Raw genomic sequence first — 18,011 nt, forward strand, 5'->3', positions numbered from 1 at the left:
TGATAGAAGCTCTCTTTATATGAACTTAAAAATTAATCTTCGGATAAATTTTTTAAAATTTGAGAAAAAGCGACGTATCTTCTATAATTGCAAACAATACTTAAAAAGTATGATTCTACAATAATTTTATATGGGATTAGATTAATTGTTTTATTGTCTTCTGATGTTCTGCACTTCTTTTCATAATATCGTTTTGAAGCTACGATATAGAGCAGTGTATATCCTATCACAACAAACTGCTGTCCTAGTAATGTGGTTTCATCTGAAGAATTTCCTGTGAAATTTGTCTCTAGAACTTCTAAGATAGTTAGTTCTGCTCCCTTGAGAAAATGGCTATAGCCTAAAGTTAGAAAGAAAGCTCCACTTTTTTCTAACTCTGCTAAGTTTATATTTAAAGTTTTAATAAATTCATCAAATTCATCATTATCCATAAAAACTCCTCAAAGCATAGTTACCTCATACTAGCATATGAAAAAAATGGACTTAGTAACACCTATACAATGTAATAAGTTATAGATATTTAATTATAAAAGAAACTGATTAGTTTTCCCCATAATATAAGCAAGTTTTATCATTGATTTTTCTTCTTCAGTAAGATTACGATTGTACATTTTCTCAAATTGATTAAAAAGAGAAGTAGTATCGATTTTATACTTTGAATGTTGAGATTTTCTATAGGAACAACTTAAATCATAGTATGTAGGTTTTATATCTGGGGTAAATAGCTTTTTAAATATTTCCGCTGTATAGCAGGCATCATTGAAGGCATCATGAAAATCACCGTTTAGAGGAAGATTAAAGTGGTCTACAACTTTGCTTAATCCAATCTTTATACCTTTAGGTGTATTAAAATATTTAGAGGCTAGAGCTTGGATATCAATATATCTTTTGAACTGAGGAACTATATCTAGTTGATGAAACTTGATATTTCTTAAGAATTCTTTTATATCTCCAGCACCCCATATACATAATACAAAATCCTCGTCTCCAATAAATTTTAAAAATTCAGCATAAACCATTGGAAATGATTTGTTAGAATTAACTTTGTTAGTAGTTATATTTGTCAAGTTTTCTATGTAAGGATGAATTTCAGCATAAAGCGTAGGCTTTACAAGAGCATTAAAGTCTTTTAGGTGATTTAAATTTTTATCAAGTTTAACGGCACCTATTTGTATTATTTCGAAGGGCATTCCCAAATCTTCAGTATCTTTGGAATTCTTTTGATTAAATTCCAGATCATATATTATATAATTCATCATTTTCACCTAACTTTTAAGATTAATATAATTTAGTGTTATATATGTAATTATAACCAAAATATAAGCTTTTGATATAACAATTTATAAATAAATATAGTAAAACAATATCATAAAAATAAAATGAGTACAGATTTAAAAAAAAATAAAATCTGTATTAGCAAAATTAATAAAATTAACTTAGGCTAATACTTTTATGATAAAATATTTATGGATTGATAGATAACTAAGGGAAATTTTAAAAAAATGGAGGTATTATGTTAAAGAAATTTGTGAATTTTTATAAGCCATACAAAAAACTATTTGTATTTGATCTTATAGCAGCTTTTTTAGCTGCAGCAATAGACTTGGTTTATCCTATGATGACAAGAGAACTTATGGATAAATCAATTCCTAATAGAGATATTAGGATGATAGGAGTATTCGCAGCAACATTGATTATCTTATTTTTGATTAAGGCACTTTGTGGATATTTCATGCAATACTGGGGACATGTTGTTGGTGTTAGAATGCAGGGTGATATGAGAAGAAAGGTATTTAACCATCTTCAACGACTTCCAAATAAGTTTTTTGACAACACTAAAACCGGTGACGTTATGTCTAGAATAATCAATGATTTAATGGATATTTCAGAGCTTGCTCACCATGGTCCAGAAGATTTGTTTATTTCAGGAGTAATGCTTGTAGGTTCATTTATAATATTATGTACAATAAATGTTCCACTTACACTAATCATCTTTGCATTTATTCCTATCATAGTAATTTTCACTATGAATAAGAGAAAGAAGATGAAGAAAGCCTTCTTAGAAACCAAAGTTGAAACTGGGAAGGTAAATGCAAATTTAGAAAACAGTATAGCAGGGATAAGAGTATCTAAGGCTTTTGTAAGCCATAGCTATGAGGAAGAGAAGTTTGAACAGGGAAATAAGAGTTTTATGGCAGCAAGAGAAAAAGCTTACAAAGTTATGGCTGAATATTTTGCAGGAGCAAACCTTTCTCTAGATATTTTAAACTATGTTGTTTTAATCTTTGGAGGATTATTTACATTTAATGGAGCTATAAGTATGGGAGAGTACGTTGCATATCTTCTATATATAAAAATATTTATGGATCCTATAAAGAAACTTATAAACTTTATGGAACAGTTCCAAAATGGAATGACAGGTTTCCAAAGATATGTTGAAATATTAAATGAAGACAGGGAAAAGGAAAAGAAGGGAGCTAAACCTATTAAGGATATAAAGGGAAAGATAACCTTTAAAAACGCTAGCTTTAGCTATGAAGACAATCAAATATTGGACAATCTTTCTTTAGAAATCGAAGAGGGTAAAATGCTTGCTTTAGTTGGACCTTCTGGTGGGGGAAAAACTACATTCTGTAACCTTATACCTAGATTTTATGATCTTAACAAAGGTGATATATTGATAGATGATAAGAGTATTTACGATGTAACTCTAGAATCATTAAGAGCCAATATAGGGATAGTGCAGCAAGAAGTATTTTTGTTTACAGGAACTATAAAGGAAAATATCCGTTATGGAAACTTAGATGCAAGTGATGAAGAAATTGTAGAGGCTGCTAAAAGAGCTAATATTCATGATTTCATCATGGAACTTGAGGATGGATATGATACCTATATAGGTGAGAGAGGAACCAAGCTATCCGGAGGGCAAAAGCAGAGAATTTCTATAGCAAGGGTATTTTTGAAAAATCCAAGAATACTTATATTAGACGAAGCTACATCCGCCCTTGATAATACAACTGAATATTATATCAAACAATCAATTGATGAGCTATGTAAGGGTAGAACTACAATAGTAGTTGCTCATAGATTGTCTACAATAAGAAATGCAGATGAGATAATAGTGCTTACGGATAAAGGAATAGAAGAAAGAGGGACTCATGATGAGTTGATGGCACTTAATGGAATATATAAGGATCTTCATAGGTTTGTAAGTCGATAAGAATAAGTTAAACAAAATCACACCAATAAATAAATTTGGTGTGATTTTTTATGTCCATTTTAAGATGAAATATTTTAGTATAAAAGAATAATTATAAAAATATAATTTAAATAAGATATATATAAGAGGGTGTTAAATTGTCTAAAAAAAGAAAATGTCCTAAAGAAGTATTAGATTTAACCTTAGACAAAATAAGAAATAATAGATTAGAAAAAGTAAATCTTATTTGGATAGAAGCATGTGGCTGTGCTGGTGATATTATCGCTCTTTTAGATGGTAACAACCCAGATATGCCTTATTTTTTTAGTGAAATGGTTAATATGACATATAATAATAGTCTTATGGGATCAGAAGGACAAAAAGCTTTTGAAAAATTTCTTGAGACTTTAGATACAGAATTTATTTTAGCAGTAGAAGGTGCTGTTACTGTAAGGGATAATGGTATCTACGATATAATTGCTGAATATAATGGGAAAAGTATTTCTGGAGCAGAGGCTATAACTCTTGCATCAGGAAAAGCAAAGTACATTCTAGCCATAGGTACTTGTGCAGCTTATGGAGGGATTTCAGCAGCAAAGCCAAATCCATCAATGAGCATGAGTCTTCAAGAGTTTTTAGGTAAAGAAGTTATAAGAGTTCCTGGATGCCCAGCCAATCCACAGTGGATAACAAGCACAATAGCTCATTTGATATCTTATGGTATACCAGAGCTTGATTCTGAAGGAAGGCCTAAATTTCTGTATGGTGAAACAATTCATACAAATTGTGAAAGACGTTCTTATTTTGATAGGCAGATTTTTGCAGAGAAATTAGGAGATAAGGAGTGCATGTATAGATTAGGATGTAAAGGTCCTATAACAAGAGCAGATTGTCCTATTGTAAGATGGGATGATGGAATTAACTGGCCTGTAGGAGCTAACACTCCATGTATAGGTTGTGCAAGTAAGGGTTTTCCAGATGAAAATGAATCTTTTATTAAGCTGTAAATGGAGGAATATAAAATGCCAGAAAAGGTAGTGATAGATCCTGTGACTAGAGTAAGCGGAGCTCTCGAAGTTCAGATTATGATAGAAAAAAATATAGTTGTAGATGCGAAGACTAGAGGATTAATATTTAGAGGATTTGAAAAGATGCTTAAAGGGCGTTCTCCTTTAGATGCCATTTATTTTACAGAACGAATATGTGGTATATGCTCAACAGCTCATGGATTTGTATCAGCATTGGCTCTTGAAGATGCACTTAAAGTTCAACCTGATGAAAATGGAAGTATACTTAGACAGATAATGCATGGCTGTGAATTTTTACAAAATCATATAAGACATTTTTACCAATTTATAATTCCTGATTACGTACCTATAAAAATTGATCCGTCAAAAGATAATAAGAAATATAAGATGCCAAAAGAAATTAATGATATGATAAATAATCACTACGTAGATTCATTTAAGTATAGTCGTAATGCTCATAAGATGTTAGCAATATTAGGGGGGAAAGCCCCTCATACTCATGGAATTTTTGTTGGAGGGGTTACTGCCAATATAGATTCTTTAAAGATTATAGAGCTAAAATCCATTTTATATACAATAAAAGAATTCGTAAGCAATGTTATGCTTTTAGATATAAATATGCTTGCAAAATATTATCCTGAAGAATTTCAAACTGGAAGAGGATATGGAAATTTCATGACCTATGGGGTTTTTGATCAGCTTTTTAATGCACCAGAAATCTATGTGAAAAGTGGAGTTCTTATAAATAATGAAAGACAAGATTTTGATCCTAACAAAATAAGTGAAGATATAAGATATTCATATTATTCTGCACCAAAGGAAGTTTTAACCCAAGAGGATTATGATTGGCAGCCTGATACTCAGAAAAAGGACGCTTATAGTTGGATAAAAGCTCCTAGATACGATGGACTACCTATGGAAGTAGGACCGTTGGCAAGATTATGGATCAGTGGAGAATATTCAAGAGGAATATCTACGTTGGATAGAATAACTGCTAGAGCTATTGAAGCATCAAAGGTATGTAATATATTAGACAACCTTTTACAGAAGGTTAAACTTAATAAATCAGATCAAAAAATATGGCAGATACCACAAAGTGCAGTAGGTGTGGCTTTTAGAGACACTACAAGAGGAGCATTAAGTCACAGACTTACGATTAAAGATCAGAAGATTGATACCTATAATATACTAACTCCATCATTGTGGAATGTGTCGTCAGAGGATTCTAAGGGAAATAAGGGCGTTATAGAGAAAGCACTTATAGGAACCTATGTTGAAGATATAAAAAATCCAACTGAAATCGGAAAGATAATAAGAGCTTTTGATCCATGTATTTCCTGTGCCACTCATATAATAAGCGATAAGTGTGAAGATTTCACAATAAGGATAGTATGATGATTAAGATTATTGGAATTGGAAATATACTTATGGGAGACGATGGGATAGGTGTCAAGGTTGTTGATGTACTTGAAAAAAAGATGAAAAATATAGGGATAGAGTTTATAAAAGCTGAAACAGATGTCGATTATGCTTTAGACAATATTAAAGATGGAGATTTTTTATTTATAATTGATAGTACATCTGATGCTATGGCTAAATATGGAGAGATCATAGAAATCTCATTGGAGGAAGCTGTGAATAACAAGAAATCTCTTTCTATTCATAATGTGAGTTTAATATCTGAAATAAGTAGTTTAAATATAAAAGTTAACGGTATCATACTAGCAATAAAAGCAGCAAGTATTGAATTTAACATTGAGTTATCAATGGAATTAAAAAATAAGTTTTCCACTATATGCAATACCATCTATGGACTTATAGAAAAAAATATTTTTGAATATGAGAGGAATGAAAAGAGAAATGCATGAGGCATCTATAGCCTGGGAAATATATAAAATTATAGAAGAAAATGCGAAGCTGTATAATTTAAAAGTAATAAGTTCAATTTTTCTTAAGATAGGGGACTTTAATGGGATAGATGAGGAGTCACTAAAATTTGCATTTAAAGCTTTAAGTTATGGGACAAATTGTGAAAACGCAGAGATATTAATAGAACCTGGGCAAGGTTTTGATCTTATAGTTCAAAGGATAGAAGGGGAAGAGGGGGAGTAAGATGAAAAATATAGCAATAGAGGAGAGAATATTAAAATCTAACACGGAGTTTGCAGACAAAAACAAAGAGCTTCTAAGAAAAAAAGGAGTAATGGCTATAAATATTTTTGGTTCTCCTGGAGCTGGAAAGACATCAATATTAGAGAGAGTTATAGACTATATAAAGGATTATTTATATATAGGAGTTATAGAAGGCGATTTATACACTTCAAAGGATGGAATGCGTATTGATGATAAAGGAGCAGAGGTTGTTCAAATTAATACATGCGGAGCATGCCATTTAGATGCTGCAATGATAGCGAGAGCTTATGAAACTATGAATATGGACAAGCTACAGCTGATTTTTATAGAAAATGTAGGAAATTTAGTATGCCCAGCTTCTTTTGATCTAGGAGAATCTAAAAGGATAACTGTACTTAGTATTACAGAAGGAAATGACAAACCTTTAAAATATCCTTTTATTTTTAAGCAGGCAGATATAGTGATTTTAAATAAACTTGATTTAATCGATTATACTGATTTTGATTTAGAGGAATTTTATCAGGATATATTCTCTATAAATCAAGATATAAAATTATTTCTTGTTTCAGCTAGAAATGGTGAGGGAATAAAAAGTTTCTGTGATTATTTGAGTGATTTAGTAAAAAATTAAATTTTTAATTAAAGAGGCTAAGATATGATTAGGAAGTATATAGAAGTAAGTGGACTAGTACAAGGAGTTGGATTTAGGCCATTTGTGTATAGAATAGCGTTACAAAATCATCTTAAAGGATTTATTAAAAATAGCAGTATAGGTGTAGTTATAGATATAGAGGGAGAAGAAAATGACATATCAGCTTTCTTAGATAGCCTTCAATATAATGGACCATCACTTTCCAAGATTGAAAACATAAGTATAAAGAATATGGAAATCACTAATTATAAAACCTTTGACATAAGAAAAAGTTCTAAAGAAAATCAGGGGTTCACGTTCATATCGCCGGATTTAGGAATGTGTGAAGATTGCTATCGTGATGCTATGGATAAACAAGATAAGAGATATTTATATGCTTTTACAAACTGCACTAATTGTGGACCAAGGTATTCTATAGTAAAAAAACTACCATATGATAGAGCGTCGACAACAATGAAATCTTTTAATATGTGTAAACCTTGCAGCTTAGAATATAGTAATCCATTAAATAGAAGATTTCATGCACAACCAAACTGTTGTCCTCAGTGTGGACCTAGATTGGAACTTTACGATAATCAAGGAATGCTCCTAGAGGGAGTAGATGAAATTAAAGAAACTATAGAACTTTTAAAATCAGGAAATATCTTTTCAATAAAAGGCATAGGTGGATTTCATTTAGTTTGTGATGGGAAAAATAATAATGCTATCGAAAAACTTAGAAATAGAAAGCATAGACCATCAAAACCGTTTGCTCTTATGATGAGAGACATTGAAACGGTGAAAAAATATTGTGTATTATCACCAAAGGAAGAAGAAATTTTATGCAGCAATAAAAGACCTATAGTAATTTTGGATAAAAGAAATGAAACTGATTTACCAAACAGTATAGCACCAGACAATATGACTTTGGGAGTGATGCTCCCATATACACCTCTACATTATTTTTTATTTGATGATGAACTTGATGTGCTTGTTATGACAAGTGCAAATATAAATGGAATGCCAATAATATTTGAGAATGAAGAATCAATAGAGAAATTAAAAGGTATAGTTGACTATCATCTCATGAACAACAGAGAGATATATACTTCTATTGATGATTCAGTGGTTAGAGTAATTTTAGAAGAAACGAGAATTATAAGGCGAGGAAGAGGATATTCACCAGCTTATTTTAAGGGGAATGGATTCAAAGAAAGTTTAAGTATGGGAACTCATTTTAAAAATACTTTTTGTTTGTGCAAAGATGAAAATATAATTTTAAGCCAGTATATAGGAGATTTAAACAATGAGGAAACAAGAATTCGTGAGAGGAAAGCTATAAAAAATTTAAGAGATATATATTCTATAGATCCAGAATTTATAGCTTGTGATATGCATCCTGATATATTTTCTTCGGAAATTTTAAAAGAAGAAAAAACACATCCGATTTATCATCATCATGCTCATATAGCTAGTGTTCTTTTTGAAAACAATCTTAAGGAAAGAGTCATAGGTGTGGCTTATGATGGAACTGGTTATGGAGAAGATGGGACTATATGGGGTGGAGAATTTTTAGTATGCAATTTAAAGGGTTTTAAAAGAGTAGCACATCTCAAAGCATCGGCTATGCCTGGAGGAGATAAAGCTTCTATTGAACCTAGAAGGATGGGAATTTCATATTTGTATGATACATTTAATGAGGATATTGAAAAGGTATGGCCTTTAGATAAAAAGGATAAGTTGTATATAGAAATGATAAAAAAAGATATAAACTGTCCTAAAACATCTAGTATTGGGAGATTTTTTGATGGAGCCGCATGGCTTTTGGGATTTAACAGGAAGGTTACTTTCGAGGGGGAAGCAGCTATATATTTAGAGAATATGGCTGATAAAAATGAAACTTGCAGTTATGAAATTTCAATAGACTACAAAGATAAAGAGTATGTCATAGAAACTAAAGGTGTAATTAAAGCTATGATTAATGATATATTAACGAATACTCCAAGAGAAATAATAGCAAAAAGATTTCATAATACTATAATAAATTTTACCGTTAAAATTTGTAGCATGATTAGAGAAAAATATGCCTTAGAAAAGGTAGCTTTAAGTGGCGGAGCATTTCAAAATAAAATATTACTTGAAGGTATATATAGCGGATTAGTAGCAAATGGCTTTAAAGTCTATACAAATAAGGAAGCACCATGCAATGATGGTGGAGTTTCCTTGGGACAAATAGCAATATCTAATGAGTGGGAGATGAATTAGAATGTGCATTGCAGTACCATTAAAAGTAATAAAATTATTTGAGGAAGAAGCTGTAGTTGGATATAAAGGTGTTAGTATGAGAGTAAATATATCTCTTTTAGAGAAAGTAAATATAGGTGATTATGTGCTTGTTCATGCAGGATGTGCAATAGAAAGGCTTGATAGGGAGGAAGGAGAAAAGACAAAAGCTATATTTGATGAATTGTTTAGTGAAGAGGATGAATCATGAAGAGTTTAGAGTGTGATAGAAAAATAAATATAATGGAAGTGTGTGGTACTCATACCATGGCTATTTTGAGAAGCGGAATCAAGGATACACTGCCTAAAAATATAAATTTAATAAGTGGACCAGGATGTCCAGTATGTGTTACACCTCAAGGCTATATAGATGCTGCCATTGAATTAAGCAAAAGAGATGATGTCATAATAGCTACTTTTGGTGATATGATAAGTGTTCCTGCAACAGAAAGTTCACTTAATATTCAAAGAGCTTTGGGAAAAGATATAAGGGTTATATATTCACCACTAGAAGCATTAAAAATAGCAGAGAAAAATTTAAATAAAGAAGTTGTGTTTTTAGGAATCGGATTTGAAACCACAGCACCTTTGATCGCACTTGCCATAGAGAAAAGTCGAATTAGAGGAATAAAAAATTTTAGCGTTTTTACAAGTTTAAAAACTATGCCGGAAATATTGAGAGTACTTCTTAAGGGAGAAGATATAAAAATAGATGGAATTATATGTCCTGGACATGTAAGTACCATAATAGGAGAAAAAGAATTCAAATTCCTCGGAGATGAATTTCACAAACCGGCTGTTATAGCAGGGTTTGGAAGCAGAGACGTTATTGCAGGAATTTATATACTATCAGATATGATAAGACGAAACAAGAGTGATTTGAAAAACATATATTCTCAGTATGTAAGATATGATGGGAATGAAAATGCTAAAGCACTTATATATAAAGTGTTTGAAAAAACGGAAGGTTTATGGAGGGGAATTGGAAAAGTAGAAGGTAGCGGCCTTTCTATAAAAAAAGAGTATGAGGAGTATGATGCTATAAAAAAATTTAAAATAGAAATTAGCAAAGAAGAACATGTACGTGAGTGTATATGTGGTGAAATATTAAAAGGTTATAAAAAACCTAAGGATTGCAATTTTTTTGGAACAATATGCACACCACATAATCCAATAGGAGTATGTATGGTATCAAGAGAAGGAAGTTGCAAAATATATTATGAATATTCAAGAAATTAGCAAAGGGGGAGAGACAATGGTGAACATTATAACATTAGACCATGGAAATGGAGGAAAAGGCACCAATGAACTAATTCATAATATTTTTTATAAGTATTTAAAAAATGAAATTCTTTTGCAGCAAGGGGATTCAAGCATAATAGATAATATTAATGGGAAATTAGCAGTAACAACAGATTCTTACGTTATAGATCCAATATTTTTTCCAGGAGGAGACATAGGAAAGCTGTCTATTTGTGGTACAGTAAATGATTTAGCTGTAAGTGGAGCAAAGCCACTTTATATAACTGCCGGATTTATAATTGAAGAAGGTCTTAAAATTGAAGAACTTGAAGATATAGTAAAATCTATGGCAGACACTGCTATTAAATGTGGAATAAAAGTAGTAGCAGGAGATACAAAGGTTATTCCAAAAGGAAAGGGAGATAAACTTTATATAAACACTACTGGAATAGGAGTAATAAGTGACGTTAAAAGGGACTTTAGAAGGAAATTGATATCAGAGGGAGACAAGATTATAGTAAGCGGAACTATGGGTGATCATGGGATGTCAATATTTTGTAAAAGAGAAGGAATGTACTTTGAAACAGATATTGAAAGTGACTGTAATCCGTTAAATTCATTGATAGAAGAAATTCTTAGGGAAAAGGTTAATGTAAAATTTATAAGAGATATAACAAGAGGAGGATTAGCTACAACACTAAACGAGACTTTACATGAGGAAAAGATAAGTATAGTTATAAATGAGAAGGATATACCAGTAAGAGAAAATGTTATGGCTTTATGTGAGATATTAGGCTTTGATCCTCTATATATAGCAAATGAAGGGAAAATATTAATTGTAGTATCCAAAGAGGATTGTGACAAAACCTTAGAGATTATAAAGAATAATCCATTAGGAAGAGAGGCAGCTGTGATAGGAGAATTTATAATAGATCCTAATAAAAAAGTATACCTTAAGACAAAATATAATGGAACGAGAATTATAGGCATGTTAGAGGAAGAGCTTATACCAAGAATATGTTAATTTAAATCCCACACATTCTAATTTTGTGAGGGATTTAATTACATATGCTTTATTTTGTTTTTATGTATGTACATAAGCTTGTCAGATTCATTCACTGCATTTAAAATATTATCATGAATTTCATGAGAATATTCAGTTATACCATAAGAGTATAAAATGTTTATATTAAATGTTGATTTTATTTTATCACAATTACATTCCAAATCTTCTAGTAAGACTTCAGCGAACTTTACTGATATATTTTTGCATAAAATACAAAATTCATCTCCACCTATTCTATATACCGTTCCATATGGTCTAAATGTTTCATTTAGATTTTGAGCTGCAAGGAAAAGTAATTCATCTCCATTAAAATGACCTAAAGAGTCATTGACTTTCTTTAATCCATTCAAATCTAAGGAAATTATTATGACTTTTTTTCTTGTGATTATATTGTTTTAAACTCCTTTGAAACATCATTCTGTTTGGAATATTTGTAAGAGAATCATACCTGAATTGCATGTCCCTTATTATTATATAATAAAATAATAAACCTATGGATATGGTACTCCATATTAGAAGAATTTGAGTTACAAATACTTGAAAAGTAAGACCTGCAAGGATTAATATGCACATAAATATAAAACACAAACTGTCTTCGTGCATATAACATTTTCTATCTTGACACTCTATAAAAATAAATAGAAGAAAATATATGAGGCTTACAATTAGTTGAACACAAAATAAATATCCTCTATCAATTGTATTTAAAAATACATCTATAATTAAATGGAAAAAAATAAATCCAAGGATACTTAGTCCAAGGATTTATAAAAAAATTACATTTTTTGTACATTAATAGCCATAGGACCTTTTTCACCTTCAGTTATATCAAAGGTTACATTTTGTCCCTCATGAAGATCTTTTTCAGGACCCTTTTCTTTTATTTGTGAATGATGCACAAAGACATCATTACCACTTTCACAAGATATAAATCCATATCCTTTTTCTTGATCATACCATTTTACAATTCCAGTTTTTTCAGCCATAAATAATCCTCCTTAAAATAAGTTTATAAAGATAGTATGGTATAAAATCATAAAATTTAATCTTTAGTTATTTTTAGATTATAATTTTTAAAACTTGTTTGATGATGAATAAAATAAATAGTAATATAAAAGTATATATGTAAAAATGAAGAAAAACTATTATTATAGGGGGGGGCTAATTATGAAAGTTGAAAAAAAACTATTAGTGGAAAAGCAAGGTAGAGAAATTTATGAGTACCACATTGTAAACGATAATAAATTAGAAGTTAAGATAATAAATTTAGGGGCTATAATAACAGATATATTAGTTCCAGATTCTTTTGGAACTGTAGAAAATGTAGTTGTAAAGTGGAAAGATACTTTAGACTATATTGAAGATGGAGCGTGCACAGGAGCAGTAGTTGGAAGAACAGCAGGCAGAATTGCTGATGGAATAGCTTCAATTGATGGCAAACTATACAGATTTTCTCAAAATCAAGGGGTAAATACCCTTCATGGTGGAGAAAATGGTCTTAATAAAAAGATATGGGATGGTTTCTTAGAAGACAGATGCGATGAAGTATCAGTGATTTTAGAGACATTTAGTGAAGATGGAGAAAACGGATATCCGGGTAATGTTAATATCAGAGTTAAATATTCTTTAAATAATAAAAATGAGTTTAAAATAGAATATCATGGTTTGTCTGATAAGGATACTTTAATTAATTTAACAAATCATAGTTATTTTAATTTATCAGGAAATTTAAAAACAGATATCTTAAATGAGAAACTTACAATTAAATCAAGTAATATAGCAGCTATAAGGGAAGATTCTGCACCAAGTGGAGAAGTGATTTCAGTAAAAGATACACCATTTGATTTTGAGGTACCAAAGAAAATAGGTAAAGATATAAAAGTAAATCATAAGCAATTAATTTTAGGTAATGGCTATGACCATCCATGGATATTAGACAAATCAGAAGGGCCTGATATAATTCTTGAAGATGAGATATCAGGAAGAAAAATGGAAGTGACTACTGATAGGGATGCAGTAGTTATATATTCTACTAACTATCCAGAACAGCAGAAAAAACTCTTCAATGGGGGTACTTTACAAAAAAATCAAGCTATTTGTTTTGAAACACAAAACCTTCCTATAGGAAAAGATGAAACATTTATTGAAGGTTCTCTTGTAAAAGCTGGAGAAGAATATAGAGCAGTGACAATATTTAAGTTTATCTTTTAATATAAATTAAAGTTTCAAATTTTAAACATACTACTTTTGTTAGAAGATTAAAAAATGGAGGCGTTTTATAGAAACAAAAGATAAATTTTTAATTGATATTAAAAATGGTAAAAGTGCAAGAATATCACTGATGGTTATGAAGAGGATATTTAAAGATGAAAACAAGGTTGTATGCATACTAGCAGATAAAACAGAAGAGGCTTTTATAGTAAATTTTGCAGATTCAATAGATGCAACTATGAATAAAGTATCACAGGTAAAGGAGAAGACTGAAAGTGATACATGGTCTGAATATGATAGAAGGATAGAAACAAAATTGTATTTATAAAAATTAAAAGTCATAATCATAGCTTTGATGTGACCCCCAAAAGTTAGACTTTATTAGCGAGACAGTTTCGGCTGCCTCGCTATTTTTATGCAGCCAAGAGTTTGAGTCTGTATTGCACAGGACTCATCCATCCTAGTTTCTCTTTAATCCTTTGTTCATTGTAGTACTTTATATATCTTTCTATTTCAGATTTCAATTTCTCATAACTGTAATAAACAACACCATAGTATATTTCCTGTTTCAAGAGTCCAAAGAAGTTTTCCATTACAGAATTATCGTGACAGTTTCCCTTGCGGGACATGCTCTGAAAAATCCGCTCTTCTTTAAGACGATGTGAGTATGACTTCATCTGGTAAGCCCAGCCTTGGTCAGAATGAAATGTTCTTCGATATGGGCAATCAGATGTTATTTCAATGGCTTCATTTAGAGCATTTATCACATTGGTGGCAGAAGGCCGCCTATCAATACCGTAACTTAAAATCTCACTGTTACACATATCCATAAACGGATCCAAGTATAGTTTGTGCATCGTCATATGTCCCTTAGAATCTACCTCATAGTATTTAAACTCAGTAGTATCTGTTGTGATTTTCTGATGAGGGATATTGGTATTAAAACGTCTTCTGATTCTGTTGGGGGCAACTGTTCCGACCTTGCCTTTGTAAGAACTATATTTACGACTTTTTCTAGTAAAGGAAGCAACTTGGAGATTTAGTTTCTGCATGATTCTCTGTACTTTCTTTTTATTAACAATAAAGCCCTGATTTCGAAGTTCACCATATATTCTACGATAGCCATAATCCTTGTTTGTGTTATGTATTTCTAAGATTTTATCCTCAATTGCCTGGTCAGGATTTTCCCTATCAAATCTTTTCTGCCAGTACATATATGTTGCCTTCGGAAAGCTAACAATTGCGAGAATATCTTTTAGTTTGAAGTCTCCTCGGAGGCTGTGGATGATTCTCGCTGTTTTTTCAGAAGAGTTTCCTCCTCTAAACGCAGCCTCCTCAGTTCTTTTAAATAGGCATTCTCAATTTTAAGTTTTAAAAGTTCATCTTCAAGTTGTCTCAAATGTTCAGCACTTGTGTCTACTGGAGTAATTTCTGAAGATAACTGTACTTTTTCTTTCTTATTATTTGACACCAATGACTTCTTACGACCTTTCTTCTTCGGTCTCAATGCATCAACACCTGCAATATTAAAATCATTGACCCATTTACATATCTGTACTGGGTTGTTGATTTTCTCTTGGAGAGCTAAATCCTTATACGAAACCTCACTTGATAAATATAACTCTACCACATGAAGTTTATATTCAAAAGAATAATTATTTTTTTTTCTTGAGCGCTTTAATCCTTCATCACCCATTTTGGAATAAGATAATACCCACTTCTTAATGTTACTCCACGCAGGAATACCATAAGTCTTGGCAAGATACGGATATCCGCCTTCACCATTTAAATATGCATCAACAACCTTTTTCTTAAATTCATAACTGTATTTTGCCATAAAAAATCGACCTCCAATTCGTTAGATTTTTGGTCTAACTTTTGGGGGTCGGTTCACTTTTGCTTATGATTATGACTTTTTAAATTATAGATCCATTAATTTTTTAGCACCATCTGAAATATCAACTATATAAAAGCTAGGTGCATAGCCTATTTTTTCTTCATATTGTTTTGTAGAGTGTTCTATAAATTTATCTATAGAATCTTCTTTTACTAATGATACCGTACAACCCCCAAAACCAGCTCCTGTCATACGAGAACCAAGAACTATATCATTTTGTTCTTGAGCAGAAGAAACCAAGGTATCAAGCTCTATTCCGGTAACTTCATAGTCATTTTTTAATGATTCATGAGAATCGTTTAGAAGTCTTCCAAATAGCTTCATATTATTTTCCTCTAAAGCATTAACAGCTTTTAGGGTTCTTTGATTTTCTGAAACAGCATGTCTTGCTCTCTTTAAAAGTATAGGGTTGTCTATATGATGTTTAAGAGAATTGAATTCCTCTTCAGATAATTCGCCAAGAGAAGAAATATTTTTATATTTTTGTAATATATGAAGTGCCTCTTCACACTCACTTCTTCTTTCATTATATTTAGAATCCACAAGTGTACGTTTTTTATTTGTATTACCTATTACAAGCTTGTATCCACTCATAGAAATGGTACTATATCTATACTTTAAAGTGTTACAGTCAAGGAGAATAGCAGAATTTTCTTTTCCCATACATATTGCAAATTCATCCATTATTCCACAGTTCACACCTATAAATTTATTCTCTGCTTCCTGACATAGCTTTGCTATTTCAACCATATCTATAGAAAAACCGAACACGTCTTTTAATATTACGCCTATAAGAACTAATAAAGATGCAGATGATGATAACCCTGAACCATTTGGAATATTTCCATATACAAGTATATTGAGACCTGTAGGAATATTAAAGCCATGATCTTTTAAGATTTTAATTATTCCTTTAGGATAATTTGCCCAACCATGTTCTTTGGAATAAACTAAATTATCAAGGTCAAATTCGATTATGCCATTTTCTTCGAAGTTCATGGAATAAACCTTGAATTTTTTATCATTACGTCTTTCGATTAATCCATATGTTCCAATGGAAAGCGCACAAGGAAATACATGGCCACCATTGTAATCTGTATGTTCACCAATTAAGTTAACTCTCCCTGGAGAAAAGTATGAACTGAAAGCATTTGATTTGAAAATTTCTTTGAAAGAATTCAATAAATTTGTAACAATATCCATATCCAATAACCTCCTTACTTGTATTTAAATAGTAACCTTTTTTTATGTAAAAGTAAATAGTATAAAAGGGTATGGAATAGAAAATGAAATTCGTAATATAAGCCATAATGTAGTAAAATATAAAGTAGGAAATTATTTATAGGGGGAATATATAAGATGAAATTAATAGATTTGCATTGTGATACTATAAGCTGTTTAATGGGAGAAAATAAAGAGAATACTTTAAAAAGAAATAATCTTTCAGTAGATTTAGAGAAACTACAGAAAGGTGATTATCTTGCACAAACTTTTGCTCTATTTGTAAATAAAGAGCATGTAAAAAGTCCTCATGATTATTGCATGAAGATGGCAGAAAAATTTTTTCAAGAGATTAAAGATAATAGCAGCTTAATCGCTCTTGCACTTAACTATGATGATATAATACAAAATGATAGAGACGGTAAGTTGTCAGCTATTTTATCCATAGAAGAAGGTGCTACTATAGAAGGGAGTCTTAAGAATTTAAAGAATTTTTATGATATTGGGGTAAGGATGATGACACTTACATGGAATCATGAAAATGAAATAGGATATCCTAATAAAGGAGAGGAAAATTATGCCAAGGGTCTAAAGTCTTTTGGAATAGAGGCCATAGAATATATGAATGAACTAGGAATGCTAGTTGATGTGTCTCATTTGTCTGATGGAGGCTTTTACGATGTAGCAAAAGTTTCGAAAAAACCTTTTATAGCTACACATTCTAACGCCAGATCGGTAACAGGACATATGAGAAATTTAACTGATGATATGATAAAGATTCTTGCTAATAAAGGAGGAGTTACAGGAATAAACTTCTGTTCAGCTTTTATGGGCGATCATGGTTATAATACTTATATAGATGATATGATAAAACATATTACTCATATAAGAAATGTAGGTGGCATAGAAGTATTAGCAATTGGCACTGATTTTGATGGAATAAGCTCTAAGGTTGAAATAAGCAATGCTGGCGAAATGGGAAAGCTTGTAGAAGCATTAGAAAAAGCCGGATTTAAAGAAGAAGACATCGAGAAGATATATTATAAAAATGCTCTTAGATTAATTAAGGATGTATTGTAATTTAAAGAAAATAAAACTTT

General features: G+C 31.0%; 19 protein-coding genes and 1 pseudogene. 13 read left to right on the plus strand and 7 right to left on the minus strand.

Annotation, left to right across the window (positions count from 1 at the left end):
* Nucleotides 1-32: 32 nt before the first annotated feature.
* Nucleotides 33-431 carry a hypothetical protein gene (locus KQH81_RS05660; RefSeq protein WP_230029063.1) on the minus strand — a complete coding sequence of 133 codons (399 nt, stop codon included), beginning with the start codon at nucleotides 429-431 and terminating at the stop codon, nucleotides 33-35.
* Nucleotides 432-524: 93 nt separating this feature from the next.
* The gene (locus KQH81_RS05665) at nucleotides 525-1,256 is read right to left on the minus strand and encodes a 3'-5' exonuclease (RefSeq protein ID WP_230029064.1); all 732 of its coding nucleotides are present in this window, start codon (nucleotides 1,254-1,256) and stop codon (nucleotides 525-527) included.
* 257 nt (nucleotides 1,257-1,513) lie between these two features.
* Here KQH81_RS05665 and KQH81_RS05670 point away from each other — a divergent pair, with 257 nt between their 5' ends.
* The 10 genes from KQH81_RS05670 (at nucleotide 1,514) to hypE (ending at nucleotide 11,540) form a co-directional block, all read left to right on the plus strand.
* Nucleotides 1,514-3,220 (plus strand): ABC transporter ATP-binding protein, encoded by a 1,707-nt coding sequence (locus KQH81_RS05670; RefSeq protein WP_027639783.1) that lies wholly within the window; start codon nucleotides 1,514-1,516, stop codon nucleotides 3,218-3,220.
* Between the two features lie 137 nt (nucleotides 3,221-3,357).
* Nucleotides 3,358-4,206, plus strand: coding sequence for a hydrogenase small subunit (locus KQH81_RS05675; RefSeq protein WP_099336181.1), 849 nt, complete (start codon nucleotides 3,358-3,360; stop codon nucleotides 4,204-4,206).
* Between the two features lie 15 nt (nucleotides 4,207-4,221).
* Nucleotides 4,222-5,622 carry a nickel-dependent hydrogenase large subunit gene (locus KQH81_RS05680; protein ID WP_230029065.1) on the plus strand — a complete coding sequence of 467 codons (1,401 nt, stop codon included), beginning with the start codon at nucleotides 4,222-4,224 and terminating at the stop codon, nucleotides 5,620-5,622.
* Entirely contained in the window at nucleotides 5,622-6,095 is a 474-nt protein-coding gene (locus KQH81_RS05685; protein WP_230029066.1) for a hydrogenase maturation protease, read from the plus strand. Before KQH81_RS05680 ends, KQH81_RS05685 begins: the two co-directional genes overlap by 1 nt.
* A complete protein-coding gene (locus KQH81_RS05690; protein WP_230029068.1) occupies nucleotides 6,076-6,339 on the plus strand; it encodes a hydrogenase maturation nickel metallochaperone HypA/HybF in 264 nt (87 codons plus the stop codon). The genes KQH81_RS05685 and KQH81_RS05690 overlap by 20 nt, the downstream gene beginning before the upstream one ends.
* Nucleotide 6,340: 1 nt before the next feature.
* Nucleotides 6,341-6,991: a hydrogenase nickel incorporation protein HypB gene (gene hypB, locus KQH81_RS05695; RefSeq protein WP_074844458.1), complete on the plus strand. Its 651-nt coding sequence runs from the start codon at nucleotides 6,341-6,343 to the stop codon at nucleotides 6,989-6,991.
* A gap of 24 nt (nucleotides 6,992-7,015) precedes the next feature.
* On the plus strand, nucleotides 7,016-9,256 hold the full coding sequence (gene hypF, locus KQH81_RS05700) for a carbamoyltransferase HypF (protein WP_230029069.1): 2,241 nt from the start codon (nucleotides 7,016-7,018) through the stop codon (nucleotides 9,254-9,256).
* Nucleotide 9,257: 1 nt separating this feature from the next.
* Nucleotides 9,258-9,485 carry a HypC/HybG/HupF family hydrogenase formation chaperone gene (locus KQH81_RS05705; protein WP_027639789.1) on the plus strand — a complete coding sequence of 76 codons (228 nt, stop codon included), beginning with the start codon at nucleotides 9,258-9,260 and terminating at the stop codon, nucleotides 9,483-9,485.
* On the plus strand, nucleotides 9,482-10,513 hold the full coding sequence (gene hypD / locus KQH81_RS05710) for a hydrogenase formation protein HypD (RefSeq protein ID WP_074844454.1): 1,032 nt from the start codon (nucleotides 9,482-9,484) through the stop codon (nucleotides 10,511-10,513). Before KQH81_RS05705 ends, hypD begins: the two co-directional genes overlap by 4 nt.
* A gap of 16 nt (nucleotides 10,514-10,529) precedes the next feature.
* Nucleotides 10,530-11,540: a hydrogenase expression/formation protein HypE gene (gene hypE / locus KQH81_RS05715; RefSeq protein ID WP_230029070.1), complete on the plus strand. Its 1,011-nt coding sequence runs from the start codon at nucleotides 10,530-10,532 to the stop codon at nucleotides 11,538-11,540.
* Between the two features lie 38 nt (nucleotides 11,541-11,578).
* Here hypE and KQH81_RS05720 read toward each other — a convergent pair whose 3' ends face one another.
* On the minus strand, nucleotides 11,579-11,971 hold the full coding sequence (locus KQH81_RS05720) for a GGDEF domain-containing protein (RefSeq protein WP_081670372.1): 393 nt from the start codon (nucleotides 11,969-11,971) through the stop codon (nucleotides 11,579-11,581).
* Between the two features lie 387 nt (nucleotides 11,972-12,358).
* Entirely contained in the window at nucleotides 12,359-12,568 is a 210-nt protein-coding gene (locus tag KQH81_RS05725; protein ID WP_027639792.1) for a cold-shock protein, read from the minus strand.
* Nucleotides 12,569-12,749: 181 nt separating this feature from the next.
* Here KQH81_RS05725 and KQH81_RS05730 point away from each other — a divergent pair, with 181 nt between their 5' ends.
* Entirely contained in the window at nucleotides 12,750-13,793 is a 1,044-nt protein-coding gene (locus KQH81_RS05730; RefSeq protein ID WP_027639793.1) for an aldose epimerase family protein, read from the plus strand.
* Between the two features lie 187 nt (nucleotides 13,794-13,980).
* Nucleotides 13,981-14,121, plus strand: a pseudogene (locus tag KQH81_RS05735) (phosphohydrolase); the annotation flags it as partial.
* A gap of 85 nt (nucleotides 14,122-14,206) precedes the next feature.
* Here KQH81_RS05735 and KQH81_RS17720 read toward each other — a convergent pair.
* From KQH81_RS17720 to KQH81_RS05745, 3 genes are all read right to left on the minus strand, one after another.
* Nucleotides 14,207-15,082, minus strand: coding sequence for an IS3 family transposase (locus KQH81_RS17720; protein WP_407647349.1), 876 nt, complete (start codon nucleotides 15,080-15,082; stop codon nucleotides 14,207-14,209).
* A complete protein-coding gene (locus KQH81_RS17725; protein WP_407647340.1) occupies nucleotides 15,049-15,630 on the minus strand; it encodes a helix-turn-helix domain-containing protein in 582 nt (193 codons plus the stop codon). The genes KQH81_RS17720 and KQH81_RS17725 overlap by 34 nt, the downstream gene beginning before the upstream one ends.
* Before the next feature lie 84 nt (nucleotides 15,631-15,714).
* Nucleotides 15,715-16,893, minus strand: a complete 1,179-nt coding sequence (locus KQH81_RS05745; RefSeq protein ID WP_027639795.1) for a galactokinase — start codon at nucleotides 16,891-16,893, stop codon at nucleotides 15,715-15,717.
* Between the two features lie 156 nt (nucleotides 16,894-17,049).
* Here KQH81_RS05745 and KQH81_RS05750 point away from each other — a divergent pair, with 156 nt between their 5' ends.
* Nucleotides 17,050-17,991, plus strand: a complete 942-nt coding sequence (locus KQH81_RS05750) for a dipeptidase (protein ID WP_230029072.1) — start codon at nucleotides 17,050-17,052, stop codon at nucleotides 17,989-17,991.
* The last annotated feature ends 20 nt before the right edge of the window (nucleotides 17,992-18,011 follow it).

The organism is Clostridium cadaveris (assembly GCF_020911725.1).
Classification (GTDB): domain Bacteria; phylum Bacillota; class Clostridia; order Clostridiales; family Clostridiaceae; genus Clostridium_X; species Clostridium_X cadaveris.

Bases quoted from the DNA above. Each gene is read 5' to 3' on its own strand.
- KQH81_RS05685 (WP_230029066.1), top strand. From the start codon at position 5,622: ATGATTAAGATTATTGGAATTGGAAATATACTTATGGGAGACGATGGG.
- KQH81_RS05705 (WP_027639789.1), top strand. From the start codon at position 9,258: ATGTGCATTGCAGTACCATTAAAAGTAATAAAATTATTTGAGGAAGAA.
- hypB (WP_074844458.1), top strand. From the start codon at position 6,341: ATGAAAAATATAGCAATAGAGGAGAGAATATTAAAATCTAACACGGAG.
- KQH81_RS05660 (WP_230029063.1), bottom strand. From the start codon at position 431: ATGGATAATGATGAATTTGATGAATTTATTAAAACTTTAAATATAAAC.
- KQH81_RS05665 (WP_230029064.1), bottom strand. From the start codon at position 1,256: ATGAATTATATAATATATGATCTGGAATTTAATCAAAAGAATTCCAAA.
- KQH81_RS05725 (WP_027639792.1), bottom strand. From the start codon at position 12,568: ATGGCTGAAAAAACTGGAATTGTAAAATGGTATGATCAAGAAAAAGGA.
- hypF (WP_230029069.1), top strand. From the start codon at position 7,016: ATGATTAGGAAGTATATAGAAGTAAGTGGACTAGTACAAGGAGTTGGA.
- KQH81_RS05745 (WP_027639795.1), bottom strand. From the start codon at position 16,893: ATGGATATTGTTACAAATTTATTGAATTCTTTCAAAGAAATTTTCAAA.
- KQH81_RS05750 (WP_230029072.1), top strand. From the start codon at position 17,050: ATGAAATTAATAGATTTGCATTGTGATACTATAAGCTGTTTAATGGGA.
- KQH81_RS05670 (WP_027639783.1), top strand. From the start codon at position 1,514: ATGTTAAAGAAATTTGTGAATTTTTATAAGCCATACAAAAAACTATTT.
- KQH81_RS05690 (WP_230029068.1), top strand. From the start codon at position 6,076: ATGAAAAGAGAAATGCATGAGGCATCTATAGCCTGGGAAATATATAAA.
- hypE (WP_230029070.1), top strand. From the start codon at position 10,530: ATGGTGAACATTATAACATTAGACCATGGAAATGGAGGAAAAGGCACC.
- KQH81_RS05730 (WP_027639793.1), top strand. From the start codon at position 12,750: ATGAAAGTTGAAAAAAAACTATTAGTGGAAAAGCAAGGTAGAGAAATT.
- KQH81_RS17725 (WP_407647340.1), bottom strand. From the start codon at position 15,630: ATGGCAAAATACAGTTATGAATTTAAGAAAAAGGTTGTTGATGCATAT.
- KQH81_RS05680 (WP_230029065.1), top strand. From the start codon at position 4,222: ATGCCAGAAAAGGTAGTGATAGATCCTGTGACTAGAGTAAGCGGAGCT.
- hypD (WP_074844454.1), top strand. From the start codon at position 9,482: ATGAAGAGTTTAGAGTGTGATAGAAAAATAAATATAATGGAAGTGTGT.